Source organism: Clostridium sp. AF27-5AA, from assembly GCF_003478415.1.
GTDB lineage: Bacteria > Bacillota > Clostridia > Lachnospirales > Lachnospiraceae > Otoolea > Otoolea fessa.
On record NZ_QUFH01000002.1, the window covers coordinates 14,973 to 33,918 of the forward strand.

Annotated in this window: 14 protein-coding genes; 12 read left to right on the plus strand and 2 right to left on the minus strand. The window is 39.1% G+C overall.

All coding sequences use genetic code 11. The features are described from left to right. The 3 genes from DWY89_RS14710 (at position 1) to DWY89_RS02465 (ending at position 2,201) form a co-directional block, all read left to right on the plus strand. Complete coding sequence (locus tag DWY89_RS14710; RefSeq protein WP_270224331.1) at positions 1-126, plus strand: hypothetical protein; 126 nt, start codon at positions 1-3, stop codon at positions 124-126. 285 nt (positions 127-411) lie between these two features. Beyond that, positions 412-1,455 (plus strand): ATP-binding protein, encoded by a 1,044-nt coding sequence (locus tag DWY89_RS02460; protein WP_347474714.1) that lies wholly within the window; start codon positions 412-414, stop codon positions 1,453-1,455. Positions 1,456-1,607: 152 nt separating this feature from the next. After that, positions 1,608-2,201, plus strand: a complete 594-nt coding sequence (locus DWY89_RS02465) for a YHYH domain-containing protein (protein ID WP_118471639.1) — start codon at positions 1,608-1,610, stop codon at positions 2,199-2,201. A gap of 137 nt (positions 2,202-2,338) precedes the next feature. Here DWY89_RS02465 and DWY89_RS14715 read toward each other — a convergent pair whose 3' ends face one another. Continuing rightward, entirely contained in the window at positions 2,339-2,461 is a 123-nt protein-coding gene (locus tag DWY89_RS14715; RefSeq protein WP_270224330.1) for a hypothetical protein, read from the minus strand. A 155-nt stretch (positions 2,462-2,616) separates the two neighbouring features. Next, a complete protein-coding gene (locus DWY89_RS02470) occupies positions 2,617-6,210 on the minus strand; it encodes a hypothetical protein (RefSeq protein WP_147353325.1) in 3,594 nt (1,197 codons plus the stop codon). Between DWY89_RS02470 and DWY89_RS02475 the strand changes: the two genes are divergently transcribed. The 9 genes from DWY89_RS02475 to DWY89_RS02515 all read left to right on the plus strand — a co-directional run bounded on the left by DWY89_RS02475 (position 6,186) and on the right by DWY89_RS02515 (position 18,774). Beyond that, positions 6,186-8,297 carry a polysaccharide pyruvyl transferase family protein gene (locus DWY89_RS02475; RefSeq protein ID WP_118524369.1) on the plus strand — a complete coding sequence of 704 codons (2,112 nt, stop codon included), beginning with the start codon at positions 6,186-6,188 and terminating at the stop codon, positions 8,295-8,297. The two genes, DWY89_RS02470 and DWY89_RS02475, sit on opposite strands and share 25 nt — an antisense overlap. Positions 8,298-8,323: 26 nt before the next feature. After that, complete coding sequence (locus DWY89_RS02480; RefSeq protein WP_118523428.1) at positions 8,324-9,238, plus strand: sugar phosphate nucleotidyltransferase; 915 nt, start codon at positions 8,324-8,326, stop codon at positions 9,236-9,238. Positions 9,239-9,258: 20 nt separating this feature from the next. Then, on the plus strand, positions 9,259-10,197 hold the full coding sequence (locus DWY89_RS02485) for a glycosyltransferase family 2 protein (protein WP_118523485.1): 939 nt from the start codon (positions 9,259-9,261) through the stop codon (positions 10,195-10,197). Next, entirely contained in the window at positions 10,194-11,999 is a 1,806-nt protein-coding gene (locus DWY89_RS02490; protein ID WP_118523429.1) for a DUF6020 family protein, read from the plus strand. The genes DWY89_RS02485 and DWY89_RS02490 overlap by 4 nt, the downstream gene beginning before the upstream one ends. Before the next feature lie 265 nt (positions 12,000-12,264). Further along, positions 12,265-14,466, plus strand: a complete 2,202-nt coding sequence (locus DWY89_RS02495; RefSeq protein WP_182434478.1) for an LTA synthase family protein — start codon at positions 12,265-12,267, stop codon at positions 14,464-14,466. Positions 14,467-14,482: 16 nt separating this feature from the next. Then, on the plus strand, positions 14,483-15,736 hold the full coding sequence (locus DWY89_RS02500; protein ID WP_118524370.1) for a glycosyltransferase: 1,254 nt from the start codon (positions 14,483-14,485) through the stop codon (positions 15,734-15,736). A 151-nt stretch (positions 15,737-15,887) separates the two neighbouring features. Then, complete coding sequence (locus DWY89_RS02505) at positions 15,888-16,937, plus strand: hypothetical protein (RefSeq protein WP_147353107.1); 1,050 nt, start codon at positions 15,888-15,890, stop codon at positions 16,935-16,937. A gap of 137 nt (positions 16,938-17,074) precedes the next feature. Then, positions 17,075-18,007, plus strand: a complete 933-nt coding sequence (locus DWY89_RS02510; RefSeq protein ID WP_118523432.1) for a MarR family transcriptional regulator — start codon at positions 17,075-17,077, stop codon at positions 18,005-18,007. Further along, positions 18,007-18,774 (plus strand): hypothetical protein, encoded by a 768-nt coding sequence (locus tag DWY89_RS02515; RefSeq protein ID WP_118493614.1) that lies wholly within the window; start codon positions 18,007-18,009, stop codon positions 18,772-18,774. Before DWY89_RS02510 ends, DWY89_RS02515 begins: the two co-directional genes overlap by 1 nt. Positions 18,775-18,946: the final 172 nt, after the last annotated feature.

The window sequence follows — 18,946 nt, forward strand, 5'->3', positions numbered from 1 at the left end:
ATGGATAAGGAATATGTCTTAGTATATACTCCATATATTACTCGTAAGGGCGTGCGCATCTGGGCTTCACAATATGGCCTCAAGGTGTTCTGCCTGCGAATCCCTCGCGAAAAGTATCGCGGCTAATTGATGATCAAGATTCTATTCCGGCATAGAATCTTGATTTTTTTTGTAATTGAGAGAGACGGATAGAGTAATTATGAAACATAAAATCAATAAAATAACGGAAAAATCACAAAAATGTTGATATAAAAAGGAGATACAAAACATGTTGGTGCAATTTAAAATGAAAAACGTTCTTTCCTTTAAAGAAGAAACGATTTTTGATATGACAGCAATCAGCGCTTATAAAGAGCACCGTCGAACCTGATTGATATAGATACCAAGGAAAAATTCCTGCGGGTAGCAGCTATTTATGGCGCCAATGCCAGCGGAAAGTCCAATTTCGTGTGGGCACTACAGCTTTTTCGGCGGATTGTTTCCCAATCTTTGAACAATGTTGATGACGGAGCTGAGTCCGTACTCAAAAAATGCAGTAAACCATTTTCTTTTGAAGAGAACAAAGGTAATTCAGAATTTGAGATTGTACAGATTCTGCGGGACGAGGAGTATCAGTATGGGGTTGAGTACAATTCTGAGAAGATCGTGATGGAATGGCTGTACAGAAAGAGTTTAAAGACAAACCGTAAAGTGACGATTTTTGAGAGGACGATGCAAAAAGTAAATTTAGGGGTGTACGTTAGAAAAAAATGTGAAGCTTATAAAGATCAAATTCCACCAGAGACATTATTGTTATCTTTCTTTAATAAGCTCAAGTTAAAAACAGATATTTTTAAAACGGTTTATTCAGGAATTACAGATGTACTGGTTTTTATGTCGGATGACTATGAAGATACAAGGTTTTTAGATGCTCTTTTACCTAAGGTAATTGATGGAAAAAAGGAAAAGTTATTAGAGTTTCTTACCGCAATAGATATTGGAATAAAGGATATTACTTATAAAGAAAAAGAAACGCTGTTTTTTACATTTCATAAAGGGGCGGATGGGGAATTATATCCTTTGAATTTATACGATGAGTCAGAAGGTACAATCAAGAGTATCATGCTTTTTATCCATGCACATATGGCAATTATCAATGATTATGTACTGGTGATGGATGAGCTAAATGTAAAATTACATCCATTGTTGTTAAAATTTTTTATTGATTTATTTTATGATAACAATTCAATGGCTCAGCTGATTTATACTACACATGATACGACATTAATGGATAAAAAATTCTTCCGAAGGGACCAGATTTGGTTTGTACAGAAAGACGAGCTGGGACATTCGGAATTATGTGCGCTTTCGGACTTTAAGGTGCGTTCCGATGCATCATTTGAAAAGGATTATCTGGCGGGGGTATATGGAGGAATTCCATTTCTTAAGGAGTTTTCCTTGAAAGAAGGTGAGTAAGAAGAGTATGTGTCAGCTGTGTAATGGCAACCGCATGGTTTTATAAGGCAGAATTAGTGCGGTATTATGGCAATTTTCTTGTGTTTTCTGTATGGAAATGTTACAATTAAATTGGAGAGCATTTCATTTTACAGTTACAAGGGGGAGTTATTATGAAACGTTTTAAAAAGTTTGGAACCGCGCTTTTATCCTGTATGATGCTGACGGCATCTTTCACAACAGTCTCAAATATGACGATGATTACAGCTGAGGCGCATCAGGGACGAACCGATGCACAAGGCGGTCATCATGACTACAAGAATAAGAGCGGTCTGGGAAGTTATCATTATCATTGTGGCGGTCATGAGGCACATCTTCATCCAAATGGAGTCTGCCCGTATAAGAATGGGGCTGTTTCGAATGGAAATACGTCCGGTCAGACGCAGACTCAGACACAGGCACAGTCCGCAGGTAATCAGAATCAGGTAGCGGAACAGATGAACATGTATCAGCCGGTGTTTGATGCAAATTATTATTATATGAATAATCCAGATTTGCAGTCGGTCGTTGGCTTAGATTCGCAAAAGTTATTTGAGCATTTTTATACGTGTGGTATGGCAGAAGGACGCAGGGCATCGGAGAATTTCGATGTCAGTGTATATAAGGCAAATAACCCGGATTTGGCGGCAGTGTTTGGAGACGATTTGAAGGCTTACTATACACATTATGTGCAGAGTGGGCAGTTGGAGAACCGGGTTTGCAAATAAAAATAGGTGATGGAAGAGAAAAGCCATGCGGTTATGTAATAAAGCCGCATGGCTTTCTATTTTCGCTTTTCTAAAACCAACTTCCGCATCCTTTGTTTCATGGAAGACCAAAACGGGGGCGGGAAAACTGTCCTGTTCTAGAGTTTAGAGAAAGCTGAAAGCATATCTATAAAAGTTAAATGTCCATGTTTCTCTTCACCGTGATACTTTCCGGTATGAAAAACATTTAAAGCATATATGGTTAAACCTATTTTTTTCATGGCATTGGCCTCCGAGGTAATATTTATAAATATATAATTTGTAAATGCTAACAAGCCAATTATAGAACCTATGTTCTGCAATGTCAACTGAGTTCGCTATCAGTCCGATATGTATTTCTAAGTAAATATAGAATTTTGCCTTTTTACCCTTTATTTTAAATCAACTCCCGCAAGAAAAAAGCAATCTGCGATCCCCGATTTACCATATACTCCAGCACCGTCTGAGTCTTCATAGCCAGTTCCACATCGTTCCTGAAATCCATGCGATGGCGTGATACAAAAAGACCGACGTACTCTTCCATATAATACAAGGTTTGCTGATAAAGCGGTAACCGGCAGTCAGGATCACGCGTGACCAGTTTATACATCCAGTCGATTCCGTTCTCAATATAAGGTTCCCGCCCAACGGTATAGAGCAGCCGGGAAATCGCGTAGAACAGGGCTTTGAGACTTCCCGATTTGTTGATAAAATCGTCAAAGAAAGCCGCTTTTCCTTCTGGAAGGAAGGCGCATCGGTGAACGCCGGATCTCCAGGGAGAATTGCCGAATAAATAGCTGATAATCACTTTGTCCAGTCCATAAGGATGGCGGTCAGCAAAAGAAATCTGTGGTTTGCTGCTTAATGCAAGAAGGTAAGGTTTCAGTAATTCCCATATATTCCAGAAAGCATCCGTTTTTCCACAGATATCTTGAATTCGAATAAGTTCGGTAATCAGATATTTTGAGTTATCATTCCGAATCAAATCTGCAGATTTGAAAAATGCATCGATCAGACCTGCCTGTTCTGCCTGCTCACAATGGAGCAGAACATCTGCCAGCCAGGAAACATAGTTTAATGTATATCCAGAAAGTTCCCTGCGTTCGGTGCGCAAATCCCTGTTATCTGTAAAAACAAGTTCCATGACAAGATCTTTCGTTGCATCCGCGAATTTAAATGCCTCTGCTGCTTGGGGAGAGATCAAGGAAAGAAGCGTGAAAATTGTTATATTCTGGAGCTTGGAAAAATCAAAGTCGGTTATATCAACTGAGTCTTTCGCAAGCGCACGGGCAATCACATCCTCATTCCGCTTGAAAAAGTCATCGCTGGAAAATGACTCATTTTTCAAAAGCGCGTCTTCATAAGAATTGGCGAGGAGTGAAAACAGATACAGGAAATGCCATGCAGCATTCTGGCTGTGCACCCAGATGGTTGACGCGATTCCGTTCACGATACGGCTGTTGTAACTCCAGTCATTCAGTGCCAATTTAAGAAGCAGGCACAGAGGATTTTCGTCATTTATGGCTTTTATATTATCTTCATTGCTTAAAAGAACCAGTCCAACGGCAATCGCATCGATTCCATTTCCAGCCTGAACGATTTCAAAGTGAGAAGCGTGTGCAAATAAATCAGCAATAGAGAAAATGATACATTCGCATAATGTCCGATCTTCATGTGACAATGTTTCCTTAAAATCCCGAAGTAAAACAGCACTGGTGTAAGATGCGATCGCGGTAAAGCGGTCCACGATCACAGATATATCGTCGGAAGAGAGTTCCTCATTGCGAACTTCAGCGTCCATATATGCCCAGATTTCGTTCAGCTCTGAGCAAATGGTGCGGACATTCTCATACTTTTTATATTCCCGGAATTTAACATCATGGTGGAATTTATAATCGCTCCATAACTGTAAATCCATATATTTCAGATGAGGTTCATAGGCGGCGGCGCTCTTCTGGCTTAATGCTTTCATGTCTTCTGTAAAATCAGGGAGAACCGTACAGAGTGTCTGCCCGTGCTCATTTTCCCGAACATCAACAATTTCCTGATAATGTCGTAAATCCATCCGGTAATAGGCAAATTTGTCATTGGATGACCAGGTATCGATATCGGCAGTCGCCCGGTCAATCGCCTGATACAGCGTTTGCTTCCGCAATTCGAAGGCTTCTTTTGATAGACCGCTGGCGTTTGTTTGATACGATAAAATAACCTCTTCCAGCCGCTTTTTTCTGAAGGGAAGGCGGTTACTCTCCAGCCGTTCTTTTTCAAGAAGATCTTTTCCGGACAACAAAAAGGAAGCTGAGGATTCGGCGGTGAACCGATGTGAATCCAGATGAAACAGCTCTTTTGTGCGAAGAAGCTCGCAGACAATCTCAAATAGTTTATCTGGATAAGCTTCTGCGGCGCTGACGATCACGGAAGTCAACATAACATTGCGGGACTTTTGCAGGATATAGCGGCAATAATTAACAACAATATGAGTTTCTGAATGCTCGATAACCGTAAGAAGCCATTTTTCAAACCCCATCAAGAGACTAATCAGAAGATTTGGACCAACCGAAGTTCCGCGGTACATCTTCCAGAGTCGGTCAGATGCAATTTGTTCTACAGGTATATCGTTTACATAAATAGTAATGTTTGTACATTCCCCATAATCCTCATTTAACGATGAATGTGCGTAGGAATTACCAGCTTGATTGCAAAAATCAATTAACCAATCAGTTACAAGATTTTGTTCGGCTTGCAGCAATGGGATAATTGGTGTTGCATAAGCACTTGCGGTTTGATACCAAAAGTCCAGATGAGGATTTAAACCGAAATCTTCTTCAACATCAGGATGGGCGTAATGGGTACGAAGAGTCATATTGGAGCGAACCCACAATTTTGCCATCAGATGAAGCGCGATTTCAGGCATTGCAGCTGGAACCATTCCATAATGATAAATATCCGATACAGCACATTTTGCCAGGTCCGTATACATACGGGGAAGAGGAGGATGATTTTCATCGCCTGTTTTTTCATCTATTACCATTTGAAAAAGAGATTTTAAGGGTTCCTGAATCATCCATGCAGAATTTACCAATACATCCTGCAGCTTTTCTACCTGCCCTTTTTCAAAGGTATAACGCAGATCCTTGTCGTTGGCTATTTTTTGAAACAAAAATACCCCGATTTCTCCGGCCATGCGGGTGTTTTCTGATTTGGCATGAGCGAGGTGTTTGGTCCAGGAATCCAGTACCTCGATGATGATAGAGATCAGGCTTTCATCCCAAAGAATAGTCTCTTTTTGCTCCAGCAAAAATGCAAACAAAGCTTGCCAGGCATAGCCGGATGGCTTGGAAAGGCGAAACGGAATCAGATTTCCAGTACTCCAGTATTGCTCCCAGTTCTCTGCGGCGCGGCAGCAGGTGTTGATTAAAATTACAAGTTTTCGTAACAGCTCATAGTTGTTTGCAGCCATCTTTTGTGTCAGCTTTTGATAAACTACTTTTAAAGATTCCGTGCTGATAACCGTTAAGAGAATCTCATCTTTCCATATCCGCTCTATCTGTTCGCAGTCGAGAAGGTGGAAAATAAGCTCCTGATGCGTTGGAACAGCGGCAAAATCAGCCAGCCATCCGCGAAATAGCTTTCGGATGCGGAGAGAAGGGTGGAAATCGGCAAAAAACTGCTCATTCAGGGTACCATGCCGGTAGCGTTCAGTAAAAATATGACCGACAACCAACTCTTCAAATACATCATGGCTGTGCAAATATCTTCTGGCATCGTCGCTTTGGAACAGCACGCCGCTTTTTTCCAGTTCAGAAAGTGCCTCGGAATCATCCTCTGCGAGAATCTCATGATAATAAATCTCATTTCGAAGCATTTTCGTGGTCAAAGAAATAAGGGCCGTTTCCCTTCTGGTTGGCAGATTGTCCTTCCGCTTCCGGCTGTTACGGATGATATCATTCCAGATTTTTTCCTCAAATGCCTCACGGTTCAAAGAACGCATCGATTCATCCTCGAGGTTTTCCAGAGCCAGATATAAGCCCAGATAGAAAGGCGCACAGAGCAGATCCAGCAGCCGCTTGTCCTGTGGCAGCTGAAAACCATAGGTATAGAGAACTTAAAAAATATCTTGAATGTGGGAAAAAAGTTCTTTTTGTAGGCTGCCCTTGCCAAGTGGCAGGTTTAAAAAGTTATTTGAAAGCGAAATATCAAAATTTAATAACAGTGGATCTGTATTGCAATTATACACCATCTCCTGTTGTAATGCGGAAATATTTAGAAGAAAGTTATGGAAAGGAAAATATAGATTCGGTTGAATTTCGTATTAAAGATGAGGGTTGGATCGCTGATATTTGTGACGTAAAGTTAAAAAATAGAGCCAAAAAACGATGCAGAGAATTTAATGATTCATTTCAGCAGGGATATCATGTCCGTTTATATATGCGAAAAGTATGCGAAGATTGTAAATTTGCGGATATTCCAAGGCAGGGGGATTTTTCGATTGGAGATTTTTGGTGGATTGAACAATATCATCCTGAGCTGAATGATCAAAAAGGAACAAGTTGCATTTTGGTTAATAATCAGGAAGCAAAAGATATATTTGAAACAATAGAGTCACAGTTCAAAGTATGCGAGCGCGTTGAATTGAAATGCATGGAAAACAATCGGAAACCGGGGGTAAAAGCGCACAGAAATAGAGACTATTTCTATAAATTATTACAGGAAGGCAGTTTTAAAGATGCGGTAGAAAAAAGTAAAAATGGAATTTATGATATTGTGCTTTGGGGAAATTGGAGTGAAAAAAATTACGGGTCGGAATTGACGTATTATGCATTATATCAAGTGCTCAGTGATTTAAACTATAATGTTCTCATGGTAGAACGCCCCAAAACAGCTGTGTGGGGACCAAATGAAGGAACTCCCTTATTCCAGACAACACCATATCCATCCTATGCATGCCATGAGCTGTACAAGAGTAAAGATGAAATGATTGAATTGAACGAGAAAAGTGATATCTTTTTAGTTGGATCCGATCAGATTTGGCATCATGATTTATATAAGCCATTTGGCGAAGTGTGTTATTTTGATTATATATACAACAGTAAGAAAAAGATAGCATATGCCGCTTCTTTTGGACGAGAGTACTGGAATGGCACGGAAGAAGATGTTCAAGAGACAACAAGAGATTTACAAAAATTTGATTTTATTTCTGTTAGAGAAAAAAGTGGAGTAGAGATTTGCAAAGAAAAATTTAATGTTACGGCTGAGTGGGTATTAGATCCGGTCTTTGTGTGTGATTCAAAAAAATATGTTGAATTATCCAAAAAATCACAAGCGAACATGCCGGAAAAATACATTGGCGTGTATATGCTTGATATTGAAAACAGGAAGCTTAATATTATAAAAAATGTAAAAGAGAAGATTCGGATTCCGGAATATATTATTACAGATGCATTTAAAAAGCATGATGATTATTGGAGCGAAGAAATAAATCTTCACAAAGAAGCATTTTGTGAGGATTGGTTAAAAAATATAATTACCAGTGAATTTGTAATTACAGATTCATTTCATGGGATGTGCTTTTCGATTATATTTCATAAACCGTTTATTGCGGTCATTAATGAAGAAAGAGGAGGAACGCGTTTTAGGGAATTAACCTCGAAGTTAGGATTATCAGATAGAATTGTTACGGCTGATGTGGAACAAGAAAAAATAAAAGCAATATGTGACCAAGAAATAGACTATAAAAAAGTCGATTCGATTATTGAAATGGAAAAAGAACGCTCTTTAAACTGGTTGAAAAGGGCTTTACTGAAAGAAAAAAAGGTAAAACTGGATGGTTACGATATTCTGCTGAAACGTTTACTGAAATATCAATATGAAATGAAAGATATAAAACCAAGGCTGAAACAGGCAGAAGAAGCGTTGGGAGGAAGAAAGTGGGATATTCAGGTTCATAGAAATGAATTAAATGAGCAGTTAGAAAAGATAAACAGGCTTGAAAAAGAGCTGATAGATTTAAAAAGTACTTTGAATGGTTCAATTTTGTCTAAAGTGATTCAGGCAATGAAAGCGAAAAAGAAATCATAAATTTAATATTATTTACGGAGGAGAAAATGAAAACAACCCTTATTATCATGGCTGCCGGTATTGGTTCACGTTTTGGAACCGGTATCAAGCAGCTTGCAAAGATGGCTCCCAATGGGGAGATTATTATGGATTTTTCGATTTACGATGCGAAAGAAGCAGGTTTTACAAAAGTTGTATTTGTAATTCGGAAAGCTATTGAGAAAGAATTTAAAGAAGTGATTGGAAATCGCTTATCTAAGGTTATGCCAGTGGAATATGTCTATCAGGAGTTGGGAGACTTGCCGAAAGGTTATCAGGTGCCAGAGGGACGAGAAAAACCGTGGGGAACCGGGCAGGCAATTTTGGCTTGTAAGAATGTGGTAAAAGAGCCATTTGTGATTATTAATGCAGATGATTATTATGGAAAAGAAGCATTTATAAAGCTTCATGATTTCTTGATTTCCGAGAATGAGAATAAAGAGAAGATGAACCTTGCCATGGCTGGATTTTCTTTGAAGAACACGCTGAGTGAGAACGGAACTGTAACCAGAGGTGTCTGTGTGGCAGATGCAAATGGATATCTGGAGAAAGTGATTGAGACAACGGGAATTCAGATAGTGGATGGAAAAATACAGTGCGATAATGCGGAAGTCAGCAAATGGATTACATCAGATACAATGGTATCCATGAATATGTGGGCGGGATATCCGGATTTTTTGCATTATATAGATAAAGAATTTGCCAGATTCCTTGATACATTAGGAGAAAATCCGGAGAAGAAAGAATATCTTCTCCCGAATATTGTAGCGGAATTGCTGGACAAGAATTTAGCTTCTGTAAAAGTTTTGAATACGTCGGATAGGTGGATTGGGATTACGTATAAGGAAGATATAGAACCGGCGCAGAAAAAGTTTCGTTTTATGATAGAAAATGGAACATACCTGGAGAAGTTATGGAAATAACAATATTGGAGAAAAATATAATGGACAAAATAGCTATTTTAATACCATGCTACAACGAAGAAAAAACGATAGAAAAAGTTGTTAAAGACTGGAAAAAGGAACTGCCAGATGCAGTTGTTTATGTATATGATAATAATTCAACGGATAGGACAGTTGAATTGGCAAAAAAAGCAGGAGCGGTTGTTCGCTATGAATATAGTCAGGGAAAAGGCAATGTTATTCGAAGAATGTTCCGAGAAATTAATGCCGAATGTTATATTATGGTTGATGGGGATGATACGTATCCGGCTGAATATGGAAAACATATGGCGGAACTTGTGCTGTATAAGAATGTAGATATGGTTATAGGGGATAGGCTTTCATCTACATATTTTGAAGAGAATAAAAGACCTTTTCATAATTTTGGAAACAGTTTAGTAAGGGAAACTATTAATCGTCTGTTCCATACAAATATTCGAGATATTATGACAGGATACCGTGCATTCAGTTACCTTTTTGTAAAAAGTTTTCCGGTTTTGTCCAAAGGATTCGAAATTGAGACGGAAATGACGATCCATGCAGTTGAGAAAAATATGTGTATTGAAAATGTGATAATTGAATATAGAGATCGACCGGAGGGAAGTGAATCGAAATTAAATACATATTCGGATGGAATTAAGGTATTAAAAACGATAGGGAGATTATATAAAAATTATCGGCCAATGAATTTTTTTGGAATGCTCTCAGCGTTGCTGGGTGTGATTTCATTGATAATGTTTATTCCAGTATTGTATAAGTATATACAAACAGGAATGGTTCCTAATTTTCCGACATTAATTGTTTCTGGGTTTGTTGCATTGACTGCGATTGTTTCTTTCTTTTCTGGACTTATTTTATCAGAAATTGTGGAAAAAGAACGCAGAGAATATGAATTTAGATTACAAATGATTGAAATGAATAAGGAAAAGGTTATCAAATGACTATATCAGAAAATAAACATAGTTGGATGAAAATTATAATTGCAATAGCAATGAGTTTTTGTGGGTTGCTTGGGATACAGATGCAATATTTAAATTATACTTCTACTGGTTTGGGAAAAGAAATATTAATAATTGTTTTTTTCTGTACGTTTAAGATGTATTACCGAATTCCTGTAAAAAGAAATGTTCAGTTTTATACCTCAATTGTCTTGTCTGTTTTTTATGCGATGATTTTAGAGTTTGGCTTTCAATTAGATATCATGTCATGTATCCAATTCAATATAATGACAGCAGCGACAGTGCTCCTTTTGGCAATAGAAATATTCCCTTTTTTGCACTATATAATATATTATTTTGAACAGAAAACGATTGCAATTGAAAGCGATAAAAAAAATCTGAAAAGATGCTTTGCTGTAATTGTTTTATTTTGGATAATGGCATATTTAGCGTTATTTCCTGGAGTATATGCAACAGATGCCCCGTATTGGTATCATGAATTTTTGAGAAAAGAGATTCCTATATCATCTCAATGGTCTCCAGTATATTGCGGGATATTTTATTTCTTTGTTAATGCTGGAAAGGTCATTTTTGATAATTATTCGATAGGCTTTGCTGCATTTACTTTATTACAAATGAGTGTTTCGTTGTATGTTATCTGGAAAGTTTTATCATTTATAAATGATAAAATGAATAGAATGTGGGTAATATTATCTACACTTTTTTTTCTTTTGCCTACACATGTGATCCTTTCTTTGACATCAGCTCAGGACTCGATTTTTGCAGTATCGTTTGCCATGGTAGTATTATTGTTAATTGAATATTTACTAGATGAGCAATTTTTAAGTAAGAAAAATGCTATAAAATTGTTTTTATGGATGTTTTTAATGTGTGTCATTAGAAACAATGGAGTATATGTTCTCACTTTTCTACTTCTGTCTGCATTACTGCTGAAAGCTAGAAGAAAATTTTTGATCTTATTGACAGGAGTCATAATATTCGTATTTGTGTATCAAGGGCCGGTCTATGCTTTATGTGGGGTGCAGAAAGGTACAGCCTTAAGGGAAATGCTGAGTTTACCTTTGCAACAAATGGCATGGGTATATAATAATGATGATTTGACGGAAAATCAACGTAAAGAGATGCAAAAATTTGTTCCTGATGAGGGATGGAATACATATGAGCCTCTTATTTCGGATCACGTAAAAGCTAACCTTAATATAAAAGAAGTACAGAATGATAAGCTTTCTTTTTTGAAATCATATATTAGTTTTTCTGTCTTTGATCCAATAGGATATGTACAGGCATTTGGACTGCAAACATTTAGTTTATGGTATCCGAATAAAAATTGGCCGGATCCCAGACCGTGGCATCCGTACATAGATATACTTTGCTATGCTGAATCGGTAGGGTATGAACCAGGGTTTGTAATTAAGAGGGATAGTTTATTTCCGCAGTATCAGTGGATTTTAGAAAATTTATATGGAGTCGGAAGTCCTGGAGATGGATATGGTGGAAATTTAAAAATGTTTTTTTCTAAGATTCCGATTTTTTCGACATTATGTCAGGCTGGATTCTATAGCTGCCTTTTGGCTTTTTTTGGTGTTTATGCTGTTTTTGTAAATAGGAATAAAAAAATGGTCTTGATTTTGAGTGCAGAATTTGGTATGTGGCTTACTGTACTTTTAAGTCCGGTTATTATGTATCGTTATTGTGCACCATTTATATTTACAGCACCGCTATATGTTTCAGCAATGTTTCTTTTGAAAAAAACATGTGTGGAAAAACATAATGCTTGGAAATGAAATAAAAAAGAATTTATATTTTAAATATGGAGTGAGTTTACTGGTAACACTGGTAATCTCACTCTTCTTTTCGTATACGATTTTTAATGATATATTTGCCAGCCCTGTAAAAGAAGCAAGACTGGTCATTACAGCAACAGCTGAGCGAAATATCAAATCAGGTGGATCAGATATAAGGATTGTCCGAATTCTTCTGGATGGAGAGGAAGTACCCTTTGATTCAATAGAAAAGCAGGGAGACTGGAAACATGCAGATGGTGTCTGGATGGTGGTCAATCCGGACAGCCCGACTACGCTTTCTTATACAGCAGAAAATGTGAAAGAGCTTCAGGTGGATTTCCAGATGCATGATGGCTCTGGTGTGGCAGAGGTTTGGTCTAATGATAAGAGAATCAGCCGCACAGATTTGTATTCTCCTGGGTGGGAGTCTTACTATTTGCGGAAAACAATCGGCAGTGTTTCTATTTTTAATAATCTAGTGATGTTTGCCGGAGTATTCCTGATAACACTGTTTTGTTTGGCAGGGATGGAACAGTTGATTGTGAATTTAAGAAAAACGATCGGAATCAAAAAGGGAGTAGCATTTTTTATTGGATTTTATGTTGTCTTATATGTTATTTCCTGTTATTTTCACATCTTGGATTTAGGAATTCGATGTGGTTTGACATTATTAGTCATATTGGCGGTTGGAGCAAATGTGCATGAATGTCATGAGAAGCGAGGCAGCGACAAAAAGATTTATCAGATAGTGACAGATGGCGAGTGGCTGATTCTGTCATCTGTTATTTTATTGTACATGGTTGAACTGGTGGATCAGAATCTGGCGAATATTGGGGCAGAATATATTTTCGGAAATATTGTGATTTACCTTCTGTTCTTAATGATGGTGTATATGCTGGTTCGAAGTGTTTTTTATTCGGTATCGGCGGTCATGTTTGTCACGTACATATTTTCTGTAGCGAATTCATTTGTACGCTCGTTTCGTGGTTCGCCTATCGTGCTGGGAGATTTTCTCGCGGTGGGAACGGCTAAAAATGTGTTCATGAATTACCACTACAGTGTGACGGGAACGATGCTTCTGTCGCTGTGGCTTTTGATAGCGTTTCTTTTTTTGACGTACTATTTTTATGGAAGAGAAAAACGTGCTTTTTCGTGTGTCGTGGTATGGTCGGCTCCGGCGGCATGGATGCTGGGATTTGTGATAGGCGGAAGTTTATTTGTGCCGGATATGGATTTTTGGAATCAGAATATAAATGTTCAAAGATATGGAATTGCGCTTAGTTTTGTCTCGGATATCCGGCATATGAAGCTTGATGAGCCGGTGGGGTATTCGTCAAAAGATTCGGAAAAGATGATTTCAGAATTTGTGGAAACGGAAGATGGAGAAGAAGAGAGCCGTCCGAATGTGATCGCGATTATGAATGAGAGTTTTTCGGATCTCAGTGTGATTTTTCCGGAACTGGATAATGAAGTGTATATGTCGAATTTTAATTCTTTATCGGGAAATGTGGTAAAAGGTTATATGCAGGTATACCCGATCGGAGGGGGAACGGCAAATACAGAGTATGAATTTCTGACAGGAAATTCAATGGCATTTCTTCAAGGATCGATTCCGTATCAGCAGTATATCACACGGAATGGCACGTATTCGATTGCACAGATTTTGAAAACCAGAGGGTATCATACCATGGCAATTCATCCATACGATAAGAGAGGATATAATCGCGCTCAGGTGTATCCGAAAATTGGCTTTGAAACGTTTCTGGATGTGTCTGATTTTGAGAATGCAGAACTGATTCGGGATCGTTATATTTCGGATCGGGATTCTTATAAAAAGGTAATCGAAGAGTTTGAAAAAATCCGTCAAAGTGGACAGCCGGCGTTTATTTTTAATGTGACGATGCAGAATCACAGCGGATACGACACGGGATGTTTTACAGAGAATGCAGTCCGAATTCCGGGGGATGAGGGAGAATTTCCAAATGCAGAAGAGTATCTGACACTGATTCGTGAGTCAGATGCGGCGATTCCGATGTTGATTGATTATTTTAGCAAGATAGAAGATCCAACGGTGATCGTATTCTTTGGGGATCATCAGCCGATGGTGGAAGAAAGTTTCTATGAGACGTTAGAAGGAAAGCCGCTGACGGAGTGGACACTTGCGGAAGCGCAGAGCCGCTATATTGTCCCATTTTTTATCTGGGCGAATTATGAGATCGATGCAGAGGAAAATGTATTTACCAGTGCGAATTTTCTCTCGGAACTGATGTTTGAAAAGGCGGGGATAAAATTGCTTCCGTATCAGGAGTTTTTGAAGAGCGTGCGGGAAGAGATCCCAGCGATGGATGGAAGTTCTTGGCGTGATGCGGATGGAAATTGGAAAGTGCTGGATACCAGTCAGCCGATTTTGGAGGAGTATTGGAGATTGCAGTACCGGAACATGTTTGATAAGAAGATTCTTTATTGATGCAGGAGGTGTCTGAATGGAGAAGAAGATGAATCGGAAGAGACAGTTGAATGAGACGGAACAATTGAAACCGCTTCGTAAGGCTCTTCTGGTTACCCACGTCAGCGGTTTTGTTCCTCAGTTTGAGATGAACAATGTGCGTATTTTGCAGGAGTTAGGTTATGAGGTTCACTATGCTTCGAATTTTCATACACCTTCCTATGGTACGGATAATCATCGCCTGGATGGAACCGGGATAATTCGACACCAAATTGATTTTGTCAGAAGTCCGTTCAGTGCAAAGAACTGTCTGGTGTACCGACAGATGTGTGATTTGATGAAAAGGGAGCATTTTTCGTTGGTACACTGTCATACGCCTATGGGTGGTGTCATGGCTCGTCTGGCAGCACATGTAACTGGTACGGGACCGGTTATCTATACGGCCCATGGATTCCATTTTTTTAAGGGGGCCTCATGGAAGAACTGGCTTATTTACTACCAGATGGAGAAGTTCCTTTCCAGATATACGGATCAGCAGCTTTGTATTAATCAGGAGGATTATGAGCTGGCGAAGCGGAAATTCCATGCGAGGTATGTGGATTATGTGCCGGGAGTGGGGATAGATAGTTCTCAGTTTCAAGCACTTGGGGATAAGGAAAGGCAGATGAAGAGAGAAAGCCTTGGGGTTCTGCCTGATCAGGTGGTGCTTCTGACATCCGGAGAGATGATACCCCGGAAGAATCAGGAAGTTTTGTTTCGGATGCTGGCCAGGATGAGGGATGAGACGGATCATAGTGTTTATGAAAAGCTTCATCTGCTCTTGTGTGGACATGGAGAATTGAATGAGCATCTCCATGAGCTGGCAGATAAGCTTGGAATTACCGATCATATATCGTTTTTAGGATACCGGGAAGATATGCTGGAGATCTTTGGAGCTTCGGATATCTTCCTTTTTCCATCCTTTCAGGAAGGATTGCCTAGAGCGATGCTGGAGGCCATGGCAAGTGGACTTCCGGTGATCTGTTCGGAGATCCGAGGAAATACAGATCTGATGGGAGATAGATGGACCGAGTCAGCAAATCAGAGAATGAAGCTATGCCCGGGCGGAATCATGCTGAATCATCTTCAGGATGCGGATGTCTGGGCGGAAGCTCTTCGGGATATGCTTTCTAGGAGAAGCAGCTGGAAAGAGATGGAAGAAGCCTGTATCATGCAAAGTCGGGAGTTTGGCCTAGATGTGGTGGAAAAAAAGATGAGGGAGATCTATGGACGTTTTGCAGAAATGGAATAGAAGTATACCGGATGGAAATGGGACGGCAGCGGCGGTCTTATTTTTTTTGCTTTTTATATTTTTGAAACAATTTTATTTATTCCCTTCTGGGGGGATGGAGGCGGCGGATGTATGTCTGTTCGCCTCCTTTTTTATGCTGTTATGTGACTGTATGAGAAGAAGACCGGAACGTCTTTTTCAGCTGAAGACAGAAGGACTGTTTTATGTGTTTATGGCATTTGTTTTGGTGATTAATACATATTATGGAATTCGCCTGGGACGTGGTGAATTTTTTAAGTATACCTGCTTTTGGATCTTCAATGCCTGTGCTATCTGGAGTTTCTGCTATCTGACGGAATATGGCGGAAAAGCTTTTTTGACCGGGATTAATTGTGTGGTAAAAGTGAATATCGGAGTGCAACTGCTGATATATCTGTCGGGTCATGGACGCATGTTTCGTGAGTATTGGGGAGCGATTCGCTATCAGGGAACCTTTAATGATCCGAACCAACTGGCATTTTTCCTGTTTATGATGATATTGCTTTTGTATCTGTACCGGTGCCGGTTTGGGGATCGGAGCTTTCCTGTGTTCTATGTACTGGTCTTGCCGGTGATCGCAGCATCGAAGTCTACGGGAATCTTATTGGGATTTTTTGTATTTACTATTTTGGCTGTTTTGTATGGGCTGTATCAAATTGGATGCAAAAAGGGTGTATCAGTGAAGGTATGGATCTTGGGAATCTGTATGGGAGTGCTTATATTTGGTTTGTTTTTATGGTGGATATGGCCTGCAGCGGATTTTGATGTGAAGACGGTGGATTATAATATGCTGACACGGATTCAAGAGAAGATATGGAAGGTTGCTCATGGTGGCCTGTTGGGACTTTTTCTGGATCGTGGAATGGAGAAGCTGGTACTGTACCCTCAGTATCTTTTGTATGGAGCTGGAGAGGGCGGTTTTGACCGATTTACATTGGCAAGTCAGGTGAATGAGATTCATTGCTGCCTGTTCAGTGTGATGTTTTGCTATGGTTTAATTCCGACTAGTTGTTTGTTGGTCTGGCTTGGACGCAAGCTGCGACGCATAGATGCGGCTATGACCTGCGCTGTGATTGGACTTCTGGCGGAGAGTTTTTTCCTTGTGAATTACCGGCAGCCGATGTTTTGGATGATACTCTTGTATGGGAGTGTGGCAGGCGGATGTAGAGGCGGGGACGTATGAAAAAAATGAAACATATAATTAGTTGTAAAATTTCTGGAAGTTCACATTAGCAATAAACTTAAAATAACTCAAAAACTTTACTTTTAACATCAGCTAAGTTAAAATGAAAGAAATTGAGTTAAGGGGGAATGGGAAATATGCTTACAAGCGTATTCGGGATTTCTATAAAATATGAAGCATGGAATCATCAGGATTCTTTGCCTGTTTATATTGCAGGGAGTTATAATTTTCACACAGCATATATTGGAAACAGACACTGTATAATGCTTACTCCGACAGAAGAACTTGCCACACTTCCGGCATTGAAAAAACAGATTACAAAAATACAGCAGATTGATAATGTACCAGTCGTATTTGAACTTGCGTCGGTATCTAATTATCGAAGAAAAAGCCTTATAGAAAATAATATACCGTTTATTACTGATAAGCAGGTCTTTCTTCCTTTCATCGGGACAATGCTTTCTGATGAGAAAGAACCCCAAAAGCTGACAGGTAAGTTTGTTTGCTCAACACAGCAGTTGTTTTTGTTTTATCTGTATAGTAAGAAAAAACGATTGTATATTTCAGAAGCCGGAAAAGTGCTTCCATTTACAGCGATGACCTTGACCAGAGCAGTAAAGCAGTTGGAAGCGACGGATTTGTTTCTTGTAGCAAAAGACGGTGTCAACAAGTTTATTGAGTCAAAATATAACAGAGATGAATTATTTGAAAAAGCAAAAGTATATTTGACAACACCTGTCCGCAAAGCAGGATATATAGATAAGACGCAAGTTACAGAAAATATGGTCTTTGCAGGGGGGACGGCACTTTCTGAAAAAACAATGCTAAATCCAAGCCGAGTTGCTACCTATGCAATCAGTGAGAAGGATTATGATAAAACTTTGCTGACCGATGAATTGATAGACCCGGATAAGCAGGTAAGACTTGAATTATGGGCATACAACCCGAAACAATTTTCAGAGGATAACAGTGCTGACGATATTTCCATTGTTTTATCTTTTGGAGATACAAACGATGAGAGAATTGAAGAAGCAGTAGATGAATTGCAGGAAAGAAGGTTGAAGGAGTAATGGTCAGCGGATTTACAAAATTTAAGGAAAGATTTCAGGGTTTTGAAAATCAATATGTTATCATCGGCGGGACAGCTTGTGATTTGATTATGGAAAATGAAGAATTACCGTTTCGTGCTACAAAAGATGTAGATATTGTATTGATTGTCGAATCCATAACAGCGGAGTTCGGTAGGCAGTTCTGGGAGTATGTCAAGGAAGCAGGATATGAGCATTTGAATAAAAGTACCGGAAATACACAGTTTTATCGTTTCACATCTCCGAAAAGCAAAGAATATCCATATATGATAGAAATATTTTCCAGAAATCCGGATTTTGTTATATTGGAAGATGATGCAGTTCTCACACCGCTTCCGATAGACGATGAAATCTCCAGCTTGTCGGCAATCCTTTTAAATGAAGCGTATTATGAATTGCTAAAAACCGGACAATTGATGGTTGATGGCATTCCGGTATTAAGTCCGACTTGTCTGATACCATTTAAGGCGAAAGCGTGGCTGGATTTAAAGAAACGCAAGCTGAATGGAGAGCAGGTTGACAGCAAAAATATAAAGAAACATAAAAATGATGTGTTCCGATTAGCACAGTTAATCACAGCCAATACAAGGCAGGTTCTCAGTCCGGAAATAGCAGAGGATATGAAAAAGTTCTTATCTGAAATAGCTGATGAAACAGTGGATTTAAAGTCCTTGGGTATAAGAGGAACAGATAAGAAGAAAATGACAGATATGTTGTACCAGTGTTATGGGTTGAAGGATAATACATAGTAAAAGTGTTCTTGAAGATTTTGGACTCGCCCTGAGAGGGGAGGGTGCGGACATTTTCTTGGACAGGTTAAACAGCCAATCCAAGTCTACGTCTGTACTCCATAGGACTCATGTATCCTAATGGAGTATTAATAAGGTATTGTGTCCAAATTGAGAGTTTGTTTTGGGGAAT